The following is a 17719-nucleotide window of genomic DNA, read 5'->3' on the forward strand; positions in this document are numbered from 1 at the left end:
GCCACAACGGCCATCTCGGCCCCCGCGGGGGTCACCGGATCGGGACGCCGAGGTCGCTGCGCCGCTGGTCGTCGGCCCCGGGCACCGGCGCCGACGGGTCCCCACCCAGCTCGACGACGCGGTTGTCGCCGTCGACGTGCACGACGCGCGGGATGTAGCTCTTGGCCTCGGACTCGTCCATGAGCCCGTAGCTGATCAGGATCACCAGGTCGCCGGGGTGCACGAGGCGCGCCGCGGCGCCGTTGATGCCGATCACCCCGCTGCCGCGCTCGCCCGGGATGACGTAGGTCTCCAGGCGGGCGCCGTTCGTGATGTCGACGATCGCCACCTGCTCGCCCGGGATCAGGTCGGCGGCGTCGAGGAGGTCCTCGTCGACGGTGACCGAGCCGACGTAGTGCAGGTCGGCCTGGGTGACGGTGGCCCGGTGGATCTTGGACTTGAGCATGGTGCGCATCATCGGAGGTCAGCTCCCAGGTCGACGTGGATGTTGTCGAGGAGTCGGGTCGTGCCGGCGCGGGCGGCGACGAGCAGGCGGGCCGGGCCGGCGGCGGGCGCCGGGCCGAGGTCGGGGTCGGTCAGCTCGAGGTAGTCGGGGGCCAGCTCGGGCGCCCGGGCGAGCACCGCGCGGGCGGCGGTCAGCACCGCGTCAGCGCCCTGCGGGCCGGCCTCGGCACCGGCGCGCAGGGCGGCCGAGATGGTGGCCGCCGCGGCGCGCAGTTCCGGCGTCAGGTAGCGATTGCGCGAGGAGAGCGCCATCCCGTCGTCCTCACGGACGGTCGGGACGCCGACCACCTCGACGCCCAGAGCCAGCTCGCGGGCCATGGCGCGGATCAGCGTGAGCTGCTGGTAGTCCTTCTCGCCGAAGACCGCGACGTCGGGCCGGACCAGCCCGAACAGCTTGGCGACGACGGTCAGCACGCCGGCGAAGTGGCCGGGCCGGACCGCACCTTCGAGCACGCCCCCGAGCGGTCCGGGGTCGACGGTGACGCCGAGTGCCCCGGGCGGGTAGACGTCGTCGACGCCGGGGTGGAACACCAGATCGGCGCCCTCCTCGGCGAGCGCGGCGAGGTCGGCGTCCCAGGTGCGCGGGTAGCGGTCGAAGTCCTCGCCTGGACCGAACTGCGTCGGGTTGACGAACACCGAGACGACGACGCTGCCCGCCCGCTCCCGCGCGGCCCGGACCAGTGCCCGGTGCCCCTCGTGGAGGGCACCCATCGTCGGCACGAGCGCGACCGGGCCGGGCAGCGCGTCGCGCAACCGGCGCAGGTCGGCGACCGTCTCGGCCACCCCGGGAGCCGTCACGACGCTCACCGCGAGCCCGCCGGGTCGGCGTCGTGGGCGTCGCGCGCGTCGTGCAACAGGTCCAGCAGAGGCGCGCCCTCGTGCCGCTTGAGCCGACCCGCGGCCAGAGCCCGCTCGGTGGTGCGCTGCGCCATCGCCACGTAGGCGGCGACGGACTCCGGGGCCCTCTCCGCGAGGGTCTCCAGGTGGTCGCGCACGGTGCCGACGTCGCCCCGGACGACCGGACCGGTGAGGCCGCGGTCGCCGCGCCGCAGCCCGTTGTCCAGGGCAGCGGTGAGCAGCGGGCCCAGGACGCGCGCGGGCTCCCCCACCCCCGCGCTGCGCAGCAGGTCCGCGGCTTCCGCGACGAGGGTGACCAGGTGGTTGGCGCCGGTGACGAGGGCGGCGTGGTAGAGCCGCCGGTCCTCCTCGGCGACGAAGAAGGGCTCGCCCCCCATCTCCAGCACCAGCGTCTCGGCGACGGGCCGGTGCTCGGGGCGGCTGGTGACGCCGAACGGGGCGCCGGCCAGCCGGTCGGCGTCCTCCGGGGCGCCGGAGAAGGTCATGGCGGGGTGCAGCGCCAGGGCGAGGACGCCGGCGCGCTCGGCGGGGGCGAGCACGGCCAGGCCGTGCGCGCCGGACGTGTGGAAGGTCAGCTGGCCGCGCCGCCAGGCGCCGGTCTCGGCCAGGCCGGCGACCAGACCCGCCAGGGTGTCGTCGGGAACGGCGAGCACGACCAGGTCGGCCGCGGCCACGACCTCGTCGGCGGGGAGCAGCGGCACGCCGGGCAGCAGGCGGGCGGCCCGCTCGGCGGAGGACGCGGAGACGCCGGAGGCGGCGACCACGTCGTGTCCGGCGGCGGCGAGCGCTGCGCCGAGGACGGCGCCCACCCGGCCGGCGCCGATGACACCCACCCGGAGGCGGGCGGGGGCGGCGGAAGCGGGGGCAAGTCCGGCAGCGCGAAGGGTCCTGCGGGCAGCAGGCATCGGTGCACCTCTCGTTCCAGTCCCTGGCGGGTACCGGACGTCGGTCGCGTCCCACACCGTCGTGGGTCGCGTCGGGGTCGTGCTGGCCGTGCGGTGGCCGCCGTCCCTGCTGCAACCTCGTGTGTCACGCAGGTGAGCCGCCGAAGGCGAGTGTGTGACCGCGCCGAGGACCTCGCAACGGCTGGGCGGTGTGTGCTGCCTCACCTCACCCCGTCGGGGCGCAGGTGAGGCCCGCGTGACCGCCCCCTAGCGTGAGGGACGGCACACCCCGACCGCTGGAGGTAGCACGTGGGCTCGATGCAGGGACGCACCGCTCTGGTGACCGGTGCCAGCCGCGGCATCGGGCTCGCGATCGCGCAGAGCCTGGTCGACCGGGGCGCCCGCGTCGTGGTCACCGCACGGAAGGCCGAGGCGCTCGCCGAGGCCGTCGAGAGCCTCGGCGGCCCGGAGGTCGCGGTGGCCGTGGCCGGCCACGCCGGGGACCCCGCGCACCGGGCCGAGGCGGTCCGCACCGCGATCGACAGCTTCGGCGGCCTCGACATGCTGGTCGGCAACGTCGGGGTCAACCCGGTCTACGGCCCGATGGTCGACCTCGACCTCGATGCCTTCCGCAAGATCCTGGACACGAACGTGGTGTCGTCGCTGGGTCTGGTGCAGGAGGCGTGGCGAGCCTGGATGGCCGAGCACGGCGGCTCGGTGCTGTTCGTCGCATCGGTGGCGGGCCTGCGCTCGTCGGAGAACATCGGCGGCTACGGCGTCAGCAAGGCGGCGGTGATCAACCTGACCACGCAGCTGGCCGTCGAGCTGGGCCCGACGGTGCGGGTCAACGCCGTCGCGCCCGCCGTCGTGAAGACCCGGTTCGCCGGGGCGCTGTACGAGGGTCGCGAGGCGGAGGTCGCGGCCGAGTACCCGGTCGGCCGGCTCGGCGAGCCGGCCGACGTGGGCGAGGCCGCCGCCTACCTGCTCGGCGACGGCGCGGGGTGGGTCACCGGGCAGACGCTGGTGCTCGACGGCGGCCGCCTCTCGCGGAGCCGCTGACAGGCGACCCCCTGGGGCCCGTCACTCCCCGCGCAGCACCCGGGCCAGAACGTCGTCGGACTCGCCGTCGTCGCGGTAGCGCCGCCGGCGGCGGCCGCCGGTGGGCGGGGTCACGCCGTTCTCGTCCAGGATCCGGGCGAGGGCCGGATTGGGCGCGGCTGCGGTGGCCGGCTCCTCGTCGCGGACGGCGAAGCGGAAGGCCGAGCGGTCGAACTCGGGGCGGGGCGTGGCGGCCGTCGACGGCGTGTTCCGCGGCAGCGGCGACGGCCGGACGGCCGGCCGCTGCGTCGTGGGCGCGGACTCGTTCGGGACCGGCTCGCCGACCGCGTCGTCCGAACGACGGCGGCGGGGCGGCACGGCGGGCCGGGCCACGGGGGACGGCGCGGGAGCCGCGGCCGGTTCGTCGAGGAGCGACCGGGAGGCCAGCCAGTCCAGCGGAGAGGGCGGCGGCTCGCTCGGCGCCGGGGGGGACATCGGGAAGGCGGCCGTCGGCGGGGGCGGCGCGACCATGTCGCGCGCGGAGTCGGCCGCAGAGTCGCCCGCGGAGTGGCGGGACCGCCGCGGCGACAGGTCGGGCTCCGGCGAGGGCGACCAGCGGTCGGCCGCGGGCGGCGCCGGCAGGGGCGGCGAGAACACCGGGGGCGGGACGGCGGCCGGCGGGGCACCGGGCGCAGGGAGGGCCGACGTGACGGGTGCGGACGGCGGCAGCGGGGCCGCCGGCCACAGCCCGGTGCGCGGCGTCTCCCAGGACGACGGCTCCCAGGACGGCGATTCCGACGATCGCGTGTGCCACGACGGGGACTCGGCCGCGGACTCGGCCGGGGCCGGCTCCCGGAACTGCCACGTGGGCGCCGGCTCGGCGGCGGGCACGGGCGGCCGGGCCACCGTGCGGTCGATGCGGACCTGCTCGAACTGCTGGGTCTCGCGCGGCTCGTCGAGGCGGATCGCCGGCCAGCCGCCGGTCAGCTCCCGGGGCGGGACGTCGTCGGTCCAGCTGGCTGCCCCCTCCAGCGTCCGGCCGGTCACGGTGCGGTCGGACTCGCCGGGGAGCCGGCTGGCCTGGGTGCGCATGACGATGCGCTCGACCAGCATCTCGCTGGACAGCTGCTCGGTGAGCTCGGCCCGCAGGCGGCCCATGTCGGCCCGCAGCTCGGCCAGCTGGCCCAGCTCCTGGCGCAGCGAGTTCAGGGCCCGCACGTCGTCGTGGAGGGCAGCGACCCGGGCGACCTCGTCCTTGAGTCCGTTGAGCGCCGCGATGTCGCCCCGCAGCGCCGAGACGCGGGCGACCTCGTCCCGCAGGCCGGCCAGGGCCGCGATGTCGCCGCGCAGGGCGTCGAGCTCGCCGCGCACCGAGTCCTCGGTCTCGCGACGCAGCTCGTTCTCGAGCTCCAGCTCGTACTCCCGCCGGGCCGAGACCTCCCGCTCCAGCTCGACCTCGTAGGCCCGGCGCAGCTCGGCCTCGCGCACCGCGGCCTCGGCGCGGTCACCGCCGCGGCGGCCGGCGGCGAAGGTGGCGAGCACGAACGCCCAGGCCACGGCGACGACGGCGACGCGCAGGTACTGCGGGTTGTCGGTGAGGAAGACCGCGAGGGTGGCGAGGACCGCGAGGGCGAACCCGCCCGCGACGAGCACGGGCCGGGAGCCGGCCGCGCCGAACCGCGGAGCCTGAGCCATCCCACGGTCGGCGTCCGAGCGGCGGGGCATGGCCCCAGGGTAGCGGCGGACGGTGCCGGGACGGTTACAGGAACGTCAGCTCGCGCGGCGGGGGTCGCCGGGAGGCTGCCAGAGTGGCGGCATGACGCTCACGCTGCTCGACTGGCGCCGCCGGGTCGCCGGACTCTGGACCGCGGCCCGCTCCGCGGCCGACCCCGAGGCCGGCTGGCGGACGTGGCGCGACGGGCGGGACGAACTGTTCGCCGCCCACCCGGACTCGCCCCTGGACGAGGCCGCCCGGGCGGCGTTCACGGGGCTCCCCTACGCCCCCTACGACCCGGCGCTGCGCTTCGAGGCCCACCTCCAGCCGGCGGACCCCCAGCGCCTCGACGTCCCCACCGCCGCCGACGGCGTCGTCGCGCTGGACCGGATCGGCACCGTGGCGCTCGGGGAGCTCGGCCGCATCGACGTCTGGTGGATCGGCGGCTACGGCGGCGGGGTGTTCCTGCCCCTGAAGGACGGCACCGCCGGTGCGACCACCTACGGCGGCGGCCGCTACCTGCTCGACACCATCAAGGGCGCCGACCTGGGCGGAGACGGCGAGCGGCTGGTCGTCGACCTCAACTTCGCCTACCACCCGTCGTGCACGTACGACCCGCGCTGGTCGTGCCCGCTGGCCCCCGAGGGCAACCGGCTGACCGCGCCGGTCGCCGCCGGGGAGCAGTTGCCCCCCGGCGGCTGGTACTGAGGGTCGGTCCCGGCGCCTGCCCCTAGTCCTGGGCCAGGGCGCCGTCGGAGCTGAAGACCAGCCCGATCGAGACCTCGCCCTGCTGGATGGCGGCCTTGGTCAGCGGGCCGCCGGTGTCGCCGTACTCCTGGAAGCTGGCGAACTCCAGGCCGTAGGTCTCCTCGAGACCCGGCTGGCAGAACGGCCGCTCCGGGCACTCGGCGGGCCCGCCGAGGATCAGCGACCCGTCGCTGCAGGCGTCGGCGAGCTCCGACAGCGTCGTGACGCCGAGCTGATCGGCGAACTCCGTCGTGACGGCGAAGGCGTTCTGGTCGACCGCGTCGGCGGGCTCGCCGAAGGTCAGGCCGGCCGCCTCCGCCAGCGGCTGCAGCGCGTCGAGCGTCTCCTGGACGTCGCCGCTGGCCACCACGTTGGCCTCGTCGCCGTCGAGGAACTCGGTGGCGGTGGCGAGGTACTCCGGGAACGCCTGGATCTCGGTGCCCTGCTTCAGCGCCTCCAGGTACAGCTCGCGGCTGCCGACCTCGCGGACCGAGGCGTCGAAACCGGCCGCGGTGAGCACGTTCGCGTACACGTTCGCGAGGACGATCGACTCGGTGAAGCCGGCCCCGCCGACGGCGATCGGGCCGCTGCCCTGCTCCAGCCCGTCGGTCACCCCGCTCTCCTCGACCCACGCGGCCGCGACGTCCTCGGCGCTCTGGCGCTCCACGTCGACGGCCGCGTTCATGTTGACGAGGTCCTCGGTGGTCAGCACCGCGGAGACCGCGTTCAGCGCCGGCAACAGGGCGGGGTTGGCCTCGGAGGCGGCCGTGTTGACCGCCGGGATGACGTTGTCGGCGTTCTGCAGCGCCAGGTCGTCCTCGAGGACGACGAGCTGGTCGCCGGGGACGGGCGCGCAGGCCTCGCCGGAGGCCTGCGACCCCTCGCCGTCGTCGCCCCCGGTACCGGAGGAGCCGGACTCCCCGCAGGCCGCGGTCACGATCACCGCGAGCGCCAGTGGAGCGATGAACCGGATACGCGTGCGCATGCCGCCCCGCCTTCTGTGTCCCGTGGCGGTCTGCACCGCCACGCGTGTCTGGTCGGGAGGATTCCCGCGCCGACCATGCAACTCCGCTGGTCGCTTGCGCGCAATCGATCGTCGAACGCGTTGTCCTTCCGTTACCGGAGGGGAGATCAGAGCGGTACGCCGGACGCGGTCGGTTCGGGTGCGGCCACCGAGCGCGACCGCGGCGCGAGGAACGGCAGCCTGCGCGGACCGGGCGCGAGCAGCCACGACACGAGGACCAGCACCAGCTCGGTCAGCAGCGCCAGCCCGGCGATCAGGATGGCGCCGGAGATGATCAGCCCGTAGTTCTGCTGGCCGAACCCGAGGTTGACCAGCCGGCCCAGGCCTCCCCCACCCACCAGGGCGGCCAGCCCCGCGGTGGCGACGACCTGCACCGCCGCCGTCCGGATGCCGGTCATGACCAGCGGCAGCGCCAGCGGCAGGTCCACCCGCGCGGTGATCTGGCCCCGGCGCATCCCCATGGCGCGGGCGGCCTCGCGCACGTCGGCGTCCACCCCGCGGAAGCCGACGAAGGTGTTGGTCAGGATCGGGGGGATCGCGAAGACCGCGAGCGCGATGGTCGTGGCCCGGTTGCCGAAGCCGATCGGGCTGACGGCGAACAGGGTGAGCAGCGCCAGCGTCGGGACGGCGCGGCTCACGTTGGACAGGACGACGATCGCGCCACCGCCCCGCCCGCTGGTGCCCAGCGCGATCCCGATGGGCAGCGCCACGACCATCGCCGCCAGCACCGCCACGGTGGAGATCGCCAGGTGCACGCCGAGCAGGTCGAGGATCCCGTTCGGGCGGGTCCAGTTGTACGGGTCGTTGAGGTAGACGACGGCCTCGCCGAAGGCGCTCACGTCCGCACCCGCGTCCACGACGTGAGCAGCCGCTCCACACCGGCCAGCAGCACGTCGGCGACCAGGGCCAGCAGGACGCAGCCGACGGTGCCGGTGACGATCTCGGCCCGGTAGAAGTTCGCGTTGAAGCCGCCGGTGATCAGCTGCCCCAGCCCGCCGTGCCCCACGAGCACGCCGACGGTGGTCAGCGCGACCGTCGACACCGTGGCGATCCGCAGCCCGGCCATGAACGCGGGCAGCGCCAGCGGCAGGTCGACCTGGACGAAGCGGCGCATCGGGCCGTACCCCATGCCGCGGGCGGCCTCGCGCACGTCGTCGGGCACGCCCTGCAGGCCGGCGAGGAAGTTGCGCACGAGGATGACCAGCGAGTACGCGACCAACCCGATCAGCACCGTCGTCGACGACAGGCCGGTGAACGGGAAGATGAACGCGAACATCGCCAGCGACGGGATCGTGTAGATCAGCGTCGAGAGGCTCAGCACCGACCCGGAGAGCAGCCGGCTGCGACGCGCCAGCAGCGCCAACGGGAGCGCGATCAGCGCCCCGAGCAGCACCGCGCCGGCGGTGAGCCTGACGTGCTCGCCCGTGTACCGCAGAATGGTGTCCCAGTTGTCGACGACGTAGCCGGCGTCGAACCAGGGGTTGGGTGCCTCGTCGAGAGCCAGCACCCCGCCGCTGGGGCCGGATCCAGCGCTCACCAGCGGGCGCTTCCCAGGAGGGTCACCCCGTGGACGCTACTGCGCAGGCCGCCGACCCGGCGACCTCTCCGCCCGGCTCGGGAACCGCCGAGGAGATCGTGCTGGAGGGCGTCAGCAAGGTCTATCCGGACGGCACCGTGGGCGTCGCCGAGCTGGACCTCACGTTCGCCGCCGGCGAGCTGTCGGTGCTGGTCGGCCCCTCGGGGTGCGGCAAGACGACGACGATGAAGATGATCAACCGGATCATCGAGCCCACCACGGGGCGGATCCTGCTCGGCGGCGAGGACGTGACGCGGGTCGACCCCGACCGCCTCCGGCGACGCATCGGCTACGTCATCCAGAGCATCGGCCTGTTCCCCCACCAGTCGGTGCGCACCAACGTGGGCACCGTGCCCCGCCTGCTGGGCTGGGACAGGCACCGGGTCCGGGCGCGCGTCGACGAGCTGCTCGAGACCGTCGGCCTCGACCCGAAGATCTTCGGTGACCGCTACCCCGCGCAGCTCTCGGGCGGCCAGCGGCAGCGGGCGGGCGTCGCCCGCGCCCTGGCCGCCGACCCGCCGGTGCTGCTCATGGACGAGCCCTTCTCCGCGGTCGACCCGGTGGTCCGCGAGCGGCTCCAGTCGGAGTTCCTGCGCCTGCAGGAGTCCGTCCGCAAGACCATCGTCTTCGTCACGCACGACATCGAGGAGGCCGTCCGCATCGGCGACCGCATCGCGGTGATGAGCGCCGGTGGGCACGTCGAGCAGTACGCCACGCCCGCCGAGCTGCTCGGCCGGCCGGCGAACGAGTTCGTGGCCGATTTCGTCGGCGCCGACCGCGGGCTCAAGCGGCTGGCCGTGACCGACGTCGACACCGCGGACCTCGAGCACCCGCCGGTGGTGCACGTCGCCGACGGCCTGGCCGACGCGCGGGCCGCACTCCAGCGGCACGGCGCCCGGTGGGCCGTCGTCCTCGACGACGACGAGAACCTGCACGGCTGGCTGTCCGCCGAGCGCGCCGCCGGGGCCGGGACGGTGGGCTCGGCCGCGCGCCGCATGGAGGCCTGGGTGCCGGTGCACTCGTCGCTGAAGACGGCGTTCGCGACCATGCTGCAGCTCGAGGCCGGATGGGTGGCCGTGCTCGACGGCGACCGCTTCCTGGGCGTCCTGACGCCGGAGTCGCTGCACGCCGCGCTCCGCCGCTCCGTCGAGGGAGTCGCCCCCGAAGTGGCCGGCGCCGCCCAGGCCTGAGCGTCTCCGGCAGAGCCGTGTCGCGGCGAGTGGGGCCCGGAGGGCTCCGCGCAGCCACGACGAAAGGGCTCAACGATCCTGGGGCACGGCACCTGGCCGCGGTGTCATCCGGAGGATGACGAGGTCATAGCGGTGTCATCCGGAGGATGGCGATGCCATCGCTTCGTGCTCCTCGGGCGGGATGCGGCAGACCGACTCCAGCCAGAGGGCGGCCCCGACGAGGGCTGCGGCGCACACGACGCCGATCACGGCGGTGACGGTGTCGTCCCCCGCGGCCTGCAGCCGGCCGACAGCCGGGGCCACGTGCACCAGGACACCGGCCCACACACCGAGCAGGACCGCGCCGACGTAGGCGCTGGCCTGGGCGAGCACCGCCGTGCGGGCCACGAGCATCGGTTCGAGCGGCCGGACGGGCGCGGCGCTGCCCTTCGTGGCCGGCGCCGCCTTGCCGGCGCGGGCGGCGCGCAGCTGCGCGAGCCGGCGGGCGAGCGTGCGGGCGCCGAAGGCCTCGACGACGGCCAGCACACCCAGCGGGGCCGGCAGCCACCAGTCCAGGGGCGGCAGGTGCCCGTAGTACGCGCGCACGAGCAGCCACGCGGCCAGCCCCAGGCCGAGTGCGAGGACAGCGAGGTCGCGCCGCGGGACGGGCTTCAATGGAGGTGGTCCCAGCGGGTGACGGCGAGCAGGTCGTCGGCGGGCAGCGCGGCCATGAGATCGGCGATCCGGCCCCGGCCGGGCAGTTCCGCGCCCGGCTCGAGGGCCGCCCACGGCACCAGCACGAACGCCCGCTCGTGGGCCCGCGGATGCGGCAGGGTGAGCTCGGGGTCGTCGGAGCGGACCGGCGTCCCGTCGTCGTCGGTGACGGTGATGACGTCGACGTCGAGCGTGCGCGGTCCCCAGCGCACGTCCCGGGTGCGACCGGCGGCCTGCTCGAGCTCGAAGGCCCGGGCCAGCCAGCCGCGGGCGTCCCGGGGGCCGCGCACGATCGCGATCGCGTTGAGGTAGGGCGGCTGCTCGACCGGCCCCCACGGCGGTGTCTCGTACAGGGTCGAGCGGGCGACGAGTCCGTCGTCCTTCAGCGCGGTCAGGGCTGCGCGCAGCGCGGCGGCACGGTCTCCGAGGTTGGCACCGAGCGAGAGCACCGCCCTGGTCATCTGCACGGCTGTTCCGGTCTGCACCTCGGCCCACCTCCGGGGCCCGCGGCGAGCGTGCGAGGCGTGGGGAGAGGCGGGTCCTTTCTCATGCGCGTTCCCGGCGGATCGCGACGATGACGTCGTCGAAGGGCACCCCGAGGTCGGCCTGCGGCTTGTGCACCGTGATCTCGGCGGCACTCACCAGCGGCGAGCCGAGGCAGACGTCGGCCAGCTGCTGCGCCAGCGTCTCCAGCAGGGCCACCGGCTCCCCCGCGAGCACCGCGTGCAGCTGCTGGGCGAGCTCCGCGTAGTTGACCGTGCGGTCGAGGTCGTCGGCGGCCGCCGCCGGCCGGGTGTCGAGCTCCAGGACGGCATCGACGCGGAACACCTGGCCGCGCTCGCGCTCGACGGCGTACACGCCGTGGCGGGCGTGGGCGCGCAGCCCGCGCAGCTCGATGCGGTCGGGCCTGTGCTCACCCACGGCTTGCTCCTCTCGCCGCGCGCACGGCGGCCACGGTCCGGACAGCGTCGACCGACGCGGCGGCGTCGTGCACGCGCACGCCCCAGGCACCGGCCTCCGCGGCCAGCACCGTGGTGGCGAGGGTGGCGGCGTCGCGCTGCTCGGCGGGGCGCGGGTTGCCGGCGGCGTCGGGCAGCAGCCGGCCGAGGAACGTCTTCCGGGAGGCGCCGACCAGGACCGGCAGCCCGAGGCCGACCAGCCGGTCGAGGCCGGCCAGCAGCGCCCAGTTGTGCTCGGCGCGCTTGGCGAAGCCCAGCCCCGGGTCCAGGACGAGCTGCTCGGGGGCGACGCCGGCGGCGACGACGTCCTCCACGCGGGCCATGAGCTCGGCGCACACCTCGGTGACGACGTCGCCGTAGCGGGCGGCGGCGTACATCTCCCGGCTGTGGCCCCGCCAGTGCATGAGCACCCACGGGACGCCGAGCTCGGCCACCAGCTCGGCCATGTTCTTGTCGGCGAGGCCGCCGCTGACGTCGTTGACGAGCGTCGCCCCGGCCGCGATGGCCGCCTCGGCGACCTCTGCGCGGGTGGTGTCGACGCTGGTGCGGACGCCGGCCGCGGACAGCTCCGCGATGACCGGCAGCACCCGGCGGCACTCCTCGTCCGCGTCGACCCGGTCGGCGCCCGGGCGGGTGGACTCCCCGCCGACGTCGACGTAGTCGGCACCGGCCGCGTGCATCGCCAGTCCGTGCGCGATGGCGTCGGCCGGGTCGGCGAAGCAGCCGCCGTCGGAGAACGAGTCGGGCGTGACGTTGAGGACGCCCATGACCACGCAGTGCCCGGGGCGCGGCAGGCCGGCGGTCATCGCGCGAGGACCAGGCTCATCGCCTCGCTGCGGGTCGCCGCGTTCTCCCGGAAGATCCCGCGCACCGCGGAGGTGACCGTGGTGGCGCCGGGCTTGCGGATGCCGCGCATCGCCATGCACAGGTGCTCGGCCTCGATCACGACCAGCACGCCGCGCGGCTTGAGGACGTCGGCGAGCGCGTCGGCGATCTGGCTGGTCATCCGCTCCTGCACCTGCGGGCGCCGGGCGAAGACGTCGACGAGCCGGGCCAGCTTGGACAGGCCGGTGACCCGGCCGTCGTTGCCCGGGATGTATCCGATGTGGGCGACGCCGTGGAAGGGCACCAGGTGGTGCTCGCAGGTCGAGTACATCGGGATGTCCTTCACCAGGACCAGCTCGTCGTGGTCCTCGTCGAAGGTCGTGGCCAGGACGTCGTAGGGGTCCTGGCCGAGGCCGGCGAACGTCTCGGCGTACGCGCGCGCCACCCGGGCCGGGGTCTCCTGGAGACCGGGCCGGTCGGGGTCCTCGCCGACGGCGAGCAGGAGCTCCCGGACGGCGGCGGCCGCGCGGGCCAGGTCGACGCCGTGGGGGGCGGCCGCCGCCCGGTCCTCCGGCCCCGTCGGGACCTCGCTCATCGCTGGGCGTGGGCCCCGACGTCACCCACCGGAGCGGTGCGCCCGTTGACCGAGCCGCCGTTCTGGGCGGCCTGCTGCTCGGCGGGGGTGAGCACCGGCGGCTGGTCGGACGGCGTGCGCTTGCCGAAGCCGTTGTAGGGCGCGAGGGAGGGCCGCTTCGTGACCGGCGCGCAGATCCGCGCCATGTCCTCCTTCGACAGCGTCTCCTTCTCCATCAGCTCGAGGACGAGCTGGTCGAGGACGGCCCTGTACTCGACCAGGATCTCCCACGCCTCGTCGTGCGCGGCCTCGATCAGTGCCCGGATCTCGGAGTCGATGTCGGCGGCGACGGCCTCGGAGTAGTCGGGCCGGGTGTGCATGTCGCGGCCGAGGAACGGCTCGGCCTCGTTGCTGCCGTACTTGACCGCGCCGAGCTTCGCGCTCATGCCGTACTGGGTGACCATCGCCCGGGCCATCGCGGTGGCCTTCTCGATGTCGTTGCCCGCGCCGGTGGTCGGCTCGTGGAAGACGAGCTCCTCGGCGGCGCGGCCCCCCAGTGCGTAGGCGAGGGTGTCGATCATCTCCGAGCGGGTCTGGGTGTACTTGTCCTCGGTCGGGAGGACCAGCGTGTGCCCCAGCGAGCGACCGCGCGGCAGGATCGTGACCTTGTGCACCGGGTCCAGGTTGGGCAGCGCGTGCGCCACCAGGGCGTGCCCGCCCTCGTGGTAGGCGGTGACCTTCTTCTCCTTCTCGCTCATCGCGCGGGTCTTGCGCTCGGGGCCGGCGATGACCCGGTCGATCGCCTCCTCGAGGGTGGCGTCGTCGACCAGCGAGCGGTTGTTGCGCGCGGTGAGCAGGGCGGCCTCGTTGAGCACGTTGGCGAGGTCGGCACCGGTGAAGCCCGGCGTCCGGCGGGCCACGGTGGCGAGGTCGACGTCGGGCGCGAGCGGCTTGCCCTTGGCGTGCACGGCCAGGATCGCCTTGCGGCCCTCGAGGTCGGGCCGGTCGACGGCGATCTGCCGGTCGAAGCGGCCCGGGCGCAGCAGCGCCGGGTCGAGGATGTCGGGCCGGTTGGTGGCGGCGATCATGATGACGCCGCCCTTGACGTCGAAGCCGTCCATCTCGACCAGCATCTGGTTGAGGGTCTGCTCGCGCTCGTCGTGCCCGCCGCCCATGCCGGCGCCGCGGTGCCGGCCGACGGCGTCGATCTCGTCGACGAAGATGATCGCCGGGGCGTTCTGCTTGGCCTGCTCGAACAGGTCGCGGACCCGGCTGGCGCCGACACCGACGAACATCTCGACGAAGTCCGACCCCGAGATCGAGAAGAACGGCACCCCGGCCTCGCCGGCGACGGCGCGGGCGAGCAGGGTCTTGCCGGTTCCGGGCGGGCCGAACAGCAGCACGCCCTTGGGGATCTTCGCGCCCACCGCCTGGAACTTGACCGGGTTCTGCAGGAAGTCCTTGATCTCGTGCAGTTCCTCGATCGCCTCGTCGGCGCCGGCGACGTCGGCGAACGTCGTCTTCGGGGTGTCCTTGCTGACGAGCTTGGCCTTGGACTTGCCGAACTGCATGACGCCCCGGCCGCCGCCCTGCATGGAGTTGAACAGCCAGAACAGCAGCAGGAGGAGCAGCAGGAAAGGCACGAAGCTGACCAGGAGGCTGACGAACAGGCTCTCCTGGGTGACGTTGGTGTCGAAGTCGACGCCCGTGGCGTCACCGGCGCCCGAGACCCGGTCGTAGATGTCGTCGGCGGCGCCGAGCGGGTAGAACGTCGTGACCTTCGAGCTCCCGTCGACCGCGTCGCGCAGGTCGAGGTCGAGGGTCTGTTCCTTGTCGTTGATCGTCGCCGAGACGACGTTGCCCTCGTCGAGCTGGGCGAGCGCGGTGGAGGTCGACACCTCCGTGTACTCGCCGCCGCCGCGGAAGAACGAGGAGAACGTCAGGGCCAGCAGGACGACGAGCACGACCCAGAACCACACGGAGCGGAAGATCTTCTTACGTTCCATACACCGATGCCGGGCGCCGGCTGGGCCGGCCTGCCCGTCGACCCTCCTGATCGTCCGGGGACGCCGCCTGCGACCAGGGCGAGGACCCAGGCGCCGTGCAGCGTCGTGGGAATCGACGGTACACCGGGCAACCTGTGGAATCCCCGGGCGCGAAGCCGACGACACCCCGCTGGGTGGGAACGCTCTGTCGCGGCGAGCGGGGCCCGAAGGGTCCCCGAGTCGCGGCAGGGAGCGCCCTGCGCGGCCGGGGACGGCATGCAGCCGCTATGGGAGGCGAGGCGCCCCGCGAGGGTCGTGCCGCGCGGCGGGGCCGGAGGCTCCCCGGGCGGTGCGACGAAAGGGCTCCACGCAAGTGGGGGACGGCAATTGGCCGCGGTCGTCGTCCGGAGGACGACAGAGTTACTGGTACACCTCGGGCTTGAGCGTCGCGATGTAGGGCAGGTCGCGGTACCGCTCGGCGAAGTCCAGGCCGTAGCCGATGACGAACTCGTTGGGGATGTCGAAGCCGACGTACTTCACCGGGACCTCGACCTTGACCGCGTCGGGCTTGCGCAGCAGAGCGCAGACCTCGAGCGAGGCCGGCGAGCGGCTGCCGAGGTTCTTCAGCAGCCACGACAGGGTCAGGCCGGAGTCGATGATGTCCTCGAGCACGAGCACGTGCTTGCCGGTGATGTCCCGGTCGAGGTCCTTGAGGATGCGCACGACACCCGACGAGCTGGTGGCCGAGCCGTAGGACGAGACGGCCATGAACTCCATCTGGGTGGGCAGCTGCAGCGCCCGCGCGAAGTCGCTCATGAACAGCACCGCGCCCTTGAGGACGCCGACGAGCAGGACCTCCTTGCCGGCGTAGTCGCGGGAGATCTGGGCGGCGAGCTCGTCGATCTTCGCCTGGATCTGCTCCTCGGAGAGCAGCACGTGGTCGATGTCGGGGCCGTAGCCGTGGTCGTTGCCGAGCGCTCCGGTGGTGCTGGCCAGCTCGCTCACGGGTGAAGCTCCTCGGAGTCGGGGGGTGGCGCGACGGGCGCGTCAGGGGGCTGCAGCACCAGCCTGCCAGACGCCCGGACGACGCCGACGCCGCCGGGTAGGTCCACCCGGCCCTGCCCGTGCCATCGCACGAGCAGCGCATCGACGGCGTGCAGGTGGACGGCCTGGACGTCGGGCACGCCGCCCGACCGCAGCCAGCCGCGCAGCACCCGCCGGCGCAGCGCGTCGGGCAACGCGGCCAGCTCGGCTGCCGGCAGGGCCCGGTCGTGACGAGCGAGCTCGGCATCGGCCATTGCGTCGAGGGCGTCGAGGTCTTCCCGCAGCAGCGCGGCGGTGCGCGCGAGGGCCGCGGCGACGCCGCCGCCGAGCACGTCCTCCAGCAGCGGCAGGACCTCGCCGCGCAGCCGCGCTCGGGTGTAGCTCGGGTCGGCGTTCCAGGGGTCGTCCCAGACCGGCAGCTCGAGCGCCGCGCAGGCGGCCCGGGTGGTGGCCCGCCGGACGCCCAGCAGCGGCCGCCACCAGGTGACGCCGTCCACGGTCCGCTGCTCGACCATGCCGGCCACCGACCGCGGACCCGACCCCCGACCCAGGCCCAGCAGCACGCTCTCGGCCTGGTCGTCGAGGGTGTGGCCGAGCGCGACCCGCGCCCCCTGGGCGGCGCCGGCCAGCGCGGCGTAGCGGGCGGCCCGGGCCGCGCCCTCGGGCCCACCCGCGGTCCCGACGTCCGCCCGGACGACGACGACCGGGTCCAGCCCGATCCGCCGCAGCAGCCCGGCCGTCGCCTCGGCCCGCTCGGCGGACCCCGGCTGCAGGCCGTGATCGACGGTGACCGCGCCGGCCGGGACGCCGGCCCGCGGCGCCTCGAAGGCGACGGCGGCGGCCAGGGCGAGGGAGTCCGCTCCCCCGCTGCAGGCCACGAGCACCGGCCGCTCGGAGGCGGTCAGCGCGGGCCGGACCGCGCTGCGCACCTGCGCCACCGCCGGGTGCGGGCCGACCATCGGATCGGGTGGTCGGTCAGGCAGGGATGGCCGGGCGGCCGTGCACCCGGTGCACCCACAGCTCCGGCTGGGTCAGCTCCTCGATCCGCGGCAGGTTCTGCGGCGACTCCCAGACCCGGTTGAAGCCCTCCATGCCGACGAGGTCGACGACGCCGCCGACGAAGCGCCGCCCGTCGGCGTACTGCTTCATCTTCTGCTCGAGCCCCAGCAGCCGGCGCAGCACGCGGTCGAGCGGACCGCGGCCCTTGCGGCGCTGGGCGAACCGCTTGCGCAGCGTCGTCACCGTCGGGACGACGTCGGGCCCGACGCCGTCCATCACGTACTCGGCGTGCCCCTCGACCAGGCTCATCACGGCGGTGACGCGGTCGAGGACGGCGCGCTGGCGCGGGTCGCGGATCAGCGCCATGAGCCCCTCGGACTCGCCGTCGTCACCGCGGATCGCCTCACCGAGGCTGCGCAGCAGGTCCTGCAGCCGCTCGCGCAGCACGTCGGCGGAGAGGTCGGTGGCCGCCACGAACTCGGCGATCTCGCTCTCGAGGTGCCCCCGCAGCCACGGCACGGCGGTGAACTGGAGCTGGTGGGTGACCTCGTGCAGGCAGACCCAGAGCCGGAAGTCGGTCGGGTCGACGCCCAGCTTCTCCTCGGTGGCGACGATGTTGGGCGCGACCAGGAGCAGCCGGCCGCCGGTGCCGAAGACCTCGTACTGGCCCAGGACCCGCGAGGACAGGAACGCGAGGATGCCGCCGGCCTGCACACCGGTCGCCCGCGAGCCGATGGCCGTGGCCAGCGGGCCCGGGCGGGTCTCCTGCTTCTCGGCGAGCTTGCTCACCAGCGGGTCGAGCAGCGCCGCCATGCCGCTGGCGTTCGCGTCCACCCAGCCGGGCCGGTCGACGACCGCGACCTCCGGCAGCGGCCCGCCCGGGGCGGCGGTCATGCCGGTGAGCTTCTCGACGTGCGCGATGGCCGTGGCGGCCGCCTCGTGCAGGTGCCGGACGACGGCGGCGGCGTCCTCCCGCGTCGTCCGCGGGCCGGAACTCATCAGCCGCCGGGCGGTTCGTCCGGCGAGGTCCCAGTCGACCATCGAGGTGGCACTGCTCATCGCCTCACCGTACGCGGAAAGAGGACCCCGTCCTCCCCACCCTTCG

At 74.5% G+C, this 17719-nt stretch carries 19 protein-coding genes; 3 read left to right on the plus strand and 16 right to left on the minus strand.

Annotated elements, in window-relative coordinates; all coding sequences use genetic code 11:
* Nucleotides 1-31: 31 nt before the first annotated feature.
* The 3 genes from panD to ABD644_RS21055 are packed head-to-tail and all read right to left on the minus strand — an operon-like array spanning nt 32 to nt 2195.
* Nucleotides 32-445, minus strand: a complete 414-nt coding sequence (gene panD / locus ABD644_RS21045; RefSeq protein WP_425547489.1) for an aspartate 1-decarboxylase — start codon at nt 443-445, stop codon at nt 32-34.
* Between the two features lie 8 nt (nt 446-453).
* The gene (panC, locus tag ABD644_RS21050) at nt 454-1302 is read right to left on the minus strand and encodes a pantoate--beta-alanine ligase (protein ID WP_344691023.1); all 849 of its coding nucleotides are present in this window, start codon (nt 1300-1302) and stop codon (nt 454-456) included.
* A gap of 5 nt (nt 1303-1307) precedes the next feature.
* Nucleotides 1308-2195 carry a Rossmann-like and DUF2520 domain-containing protein gene (locus tag ABD644_RS21055; protein WP_425547490.1) on the minus strand — a complete coding sequence of 296 codons (888 nt, stop codon included), beginning with the start codon at nt 2193-2195 and terminating at the stop codon, nt 1308-1310.
* A 369-nt stretch (nt 2196-2564) separates the two neighbouring features.
* Here ABD644_RS21055 and ABD644_RS21060 point away from each other — a divergent pair, with 369 nt between their 5' ends.
* On the plus strand, nt 2565-3305 hold the full coding sequence (locus ABD644_RS21060) for an SDR family oxidoreductase (protein ID WP_344691025.1): 741 nt from the start codon (nt 2565-2567) through the stop codon (nt 3303-3305).
* A gap of 21 nt (nt 3306-3326) precedes the next feature.
* Here ABD644_RS21060 and ABD644_RS21065 read toward each other — a convergent pair whose 3' ends face one another.
* A complete protein-coding gene (locus ABD644_RS21065; RefSeq protein ID WP_344691026.1) occupies nt 3327-5009 on the minus strand; it encodes a DUF6779 domain-containing protein in 1683 nt (560 codons plus the stop codon).
* Between the two features lie 91 nt (nt 5010-5100).
* Between ABD644_RS21065 and ABD644_RS21070 the strand changes: the two genes are divergently transcribed.
* The gene (locus tag ABD644_RS21070; protein ID WP_344691027.1) at nt 5101-5706 is read left to right on the plus strand and encodes a DUF1684 domain-containing protein; all 606 of its coding nucleotides are present in this window, start codon (nt 5101-5103) and stop codon (nt 5704-5706) included.
* A 22-nt stretch (nt 5707-5728) separates the two neighbouring features.
* Here ABD644_RS21070 and ABD644_RS21075 read toward each other — a convergent pair whose 3' ends face one another.
* The 3 genes from ABD644_RS21075 to ABD644_RS21085 form a co-directional block, all read right to left on the minus strand.
* Nucleotides 5729-6730 carry a glycine betaine ABC transporter substrate-binding protein gene (locus ABD644_RS21075; protein ID WP_344691028.1) on the minus strand — a complete coding sequence of 334 codons (1002 nt, stop codon included), beginning with the start codon at nt 6728-6730 and terminating at the stop codon, nt 5729-5731.
* Between the two features lie 146 nt (nt 6731-6876).
* On the minus strand, nt 6877-7608 hold the full coding sequence (locus ABD644_RS21080) for an ABC transporter permease (RefSeq protein ID WP_344691029.1): 732 nt from the start codon (nt 7606-7608) through the stop codon (nt 6877-6879).
* Nucleotides 7605-8306, minus strand: coding sequence for an ABC transporter permease (locus ABD644_RS21085; protein WP_344691030.1), 702 nt, complete (start codon nt 8304-8306; stop codon nt 7605-7607). Before ABD644_RS21085 ends, ABD644_RS21080 begins: the two co-directional genes overlap by 4 nt.
* A 29-nt stretch (nt 8307-8335) precedes the next feature.
* Between ABD644_RS21085 and ABD644_RS21090 the strand changes: the two genes are divergently transcribed.
* On the plus strand, nt 8336-9535 hold the full coding sequence (locus tag ABD644_RS21090; RefSeq protein ID WP_344691031.1) for an ABC transporter ATP-binding protein: 1200 nt from the start codon (nt 8336-8338) through the stop codon (nt 9533-9535).
* Nucleotides 9536-9670: 135 nt separating this feature from the next.
* Here ABD644_RS21090 and ABD644_RS21095 read toward each other — a convergent pair whose 3' ends face one another.
* The 9 genes from ABD644_RS21095 to ABD644_RS21135 all read right to left on the minus strand — a co-directional run bounded on the left by ABD644_RS21095 (nt 9671) and on the right by ABD644_RS21135 (nt 17673).
* Nucleotides 9671-10189: a DUF3180 domain-containing protein gene (locus ABD644_RS21095; RefSeq protein ID WP_344691032.1), complete on the minus strand. Its 519-nt coding sequence runs from the start codon at nt 10187-10189 to the stop codon at nt 9671-9673.
* Nucleotides 10186-10713 (minus strand): 2-amino-4-hydroxy-6-hydroxymethyldihydropteridine diphosphokinase, encoded by a 528-nt coding sequence (gene folK / locus ABD644_RS21100; RefSeq protein ID WP_344691033.1) that lies wholly within the window; start codon nt 10711-10713, stop codon nt 10186-10188. The genes ABD644_RS21095 and folK overlap by 4 nt, the downstream gene beginning before the upstream one ends.
* Nucleotides 10714-10774: 61 nt before the next feature.
* Nucleotides 10775-11149 (minus strand): dihydroneopterin aldolase, encoded by a 375-nt coding sequence (gene folB / locus ABD644_RS21105; RefSeq protein WP_344691034.1) that lies wholly within the window; start codon nt 11147-11149, stop codon nt 10775-10777.
* Nucleotides 11142-11993: a dihydropteroate synthase gene (gene folP / locus ABD644_RS21110; RefSeq protein WP_344691035.1), complete on the minus strand. Its 852-nt coding sequence runs from the start codon at nt 11991-11993 to the stop codon at nt 11142-11144. The genes folB and folP overlap by 8 nt, the downstream gene beginning before the upstream one ends.
* The gene (gene folE / locus ABD644_RS21115; protein ID WP_344691036.1) at nt 11990-12607 is read right to left on the minus strand and encodes a GTP cyclohydrolase I FolE; all 618 of its coding nucleotides are present in this window, start codon (nt 12605-12607) and stop codon (nt 11990-11992) included. Before folE ends, folP begins: the two co-directional genes overlap by 4 nt.
* Entirely contained in the window at nt 12604-14592 is a 1989-nt protein-coding gene (gene ftsH / locus ABD644_RS21120; protein ID WP_344691037.1) for an ATP-dependent zinc metalloprotease FtsH, read from the minus strand. The genes folE and ftsH overlap by 4 nt, the downstream gene beginning before the upstream one ends.
* A gap of 399 nt (nt 14593-14991) precedes the next feature.
* The gene (gene hpt / locus ABD644_RS21125) at nt 14992-15576 is read right to left on the minus strand and encodes a hypoxanthine phosphoribosyltransferase (protein ID WP_344691038.1); all 585 of its coding nucleotides are present in this window, start codon (nt 15574-15576) and stop codon (nt 14992-14994) included.
* The gene (tilS, locus tag ABD644_RS21130; RefSeq protein WP_344691039.1) at nt 15573-16574 is read right to left on the minus strand and encodes a tRNA lysidine(34) synthetase TilS; all 1002 of its coding nucleotides are present in this window, start codon (nt 16572-16574) and stop codon (nt 15573-15575) included. Before tilS ends, hpt begins: the two co-directional genes overlap by 4 nt.
* Nucleotides 16575-16590: 16 nt before the next feature.
* The gene (locus ABD644_RS21135) at nt 16591-17673 is read right to left on the minus strand and encodes a zinc-dependent metalloprotease (RefSeq protein ID WP_344691040.1); all 1083 of its coding nucleotides are present in this window, start codon (nt 17671-17673) and stop codon (nt 16591-16593) included.
* Nucleotides 17674-17719: the final 46 nt, after the last annotated feature.

The organism is Blastococcus jejuensis (assembly GCF_039534705.1).
In the GTDB taxonomy this organism is placed as follows: Bacteria; Actinomycetota; Actinomycetes; order Mycobacteriales; family Geodermatophilaceae; genus Blastococcus_B; species Blastococcus_B jejuensis.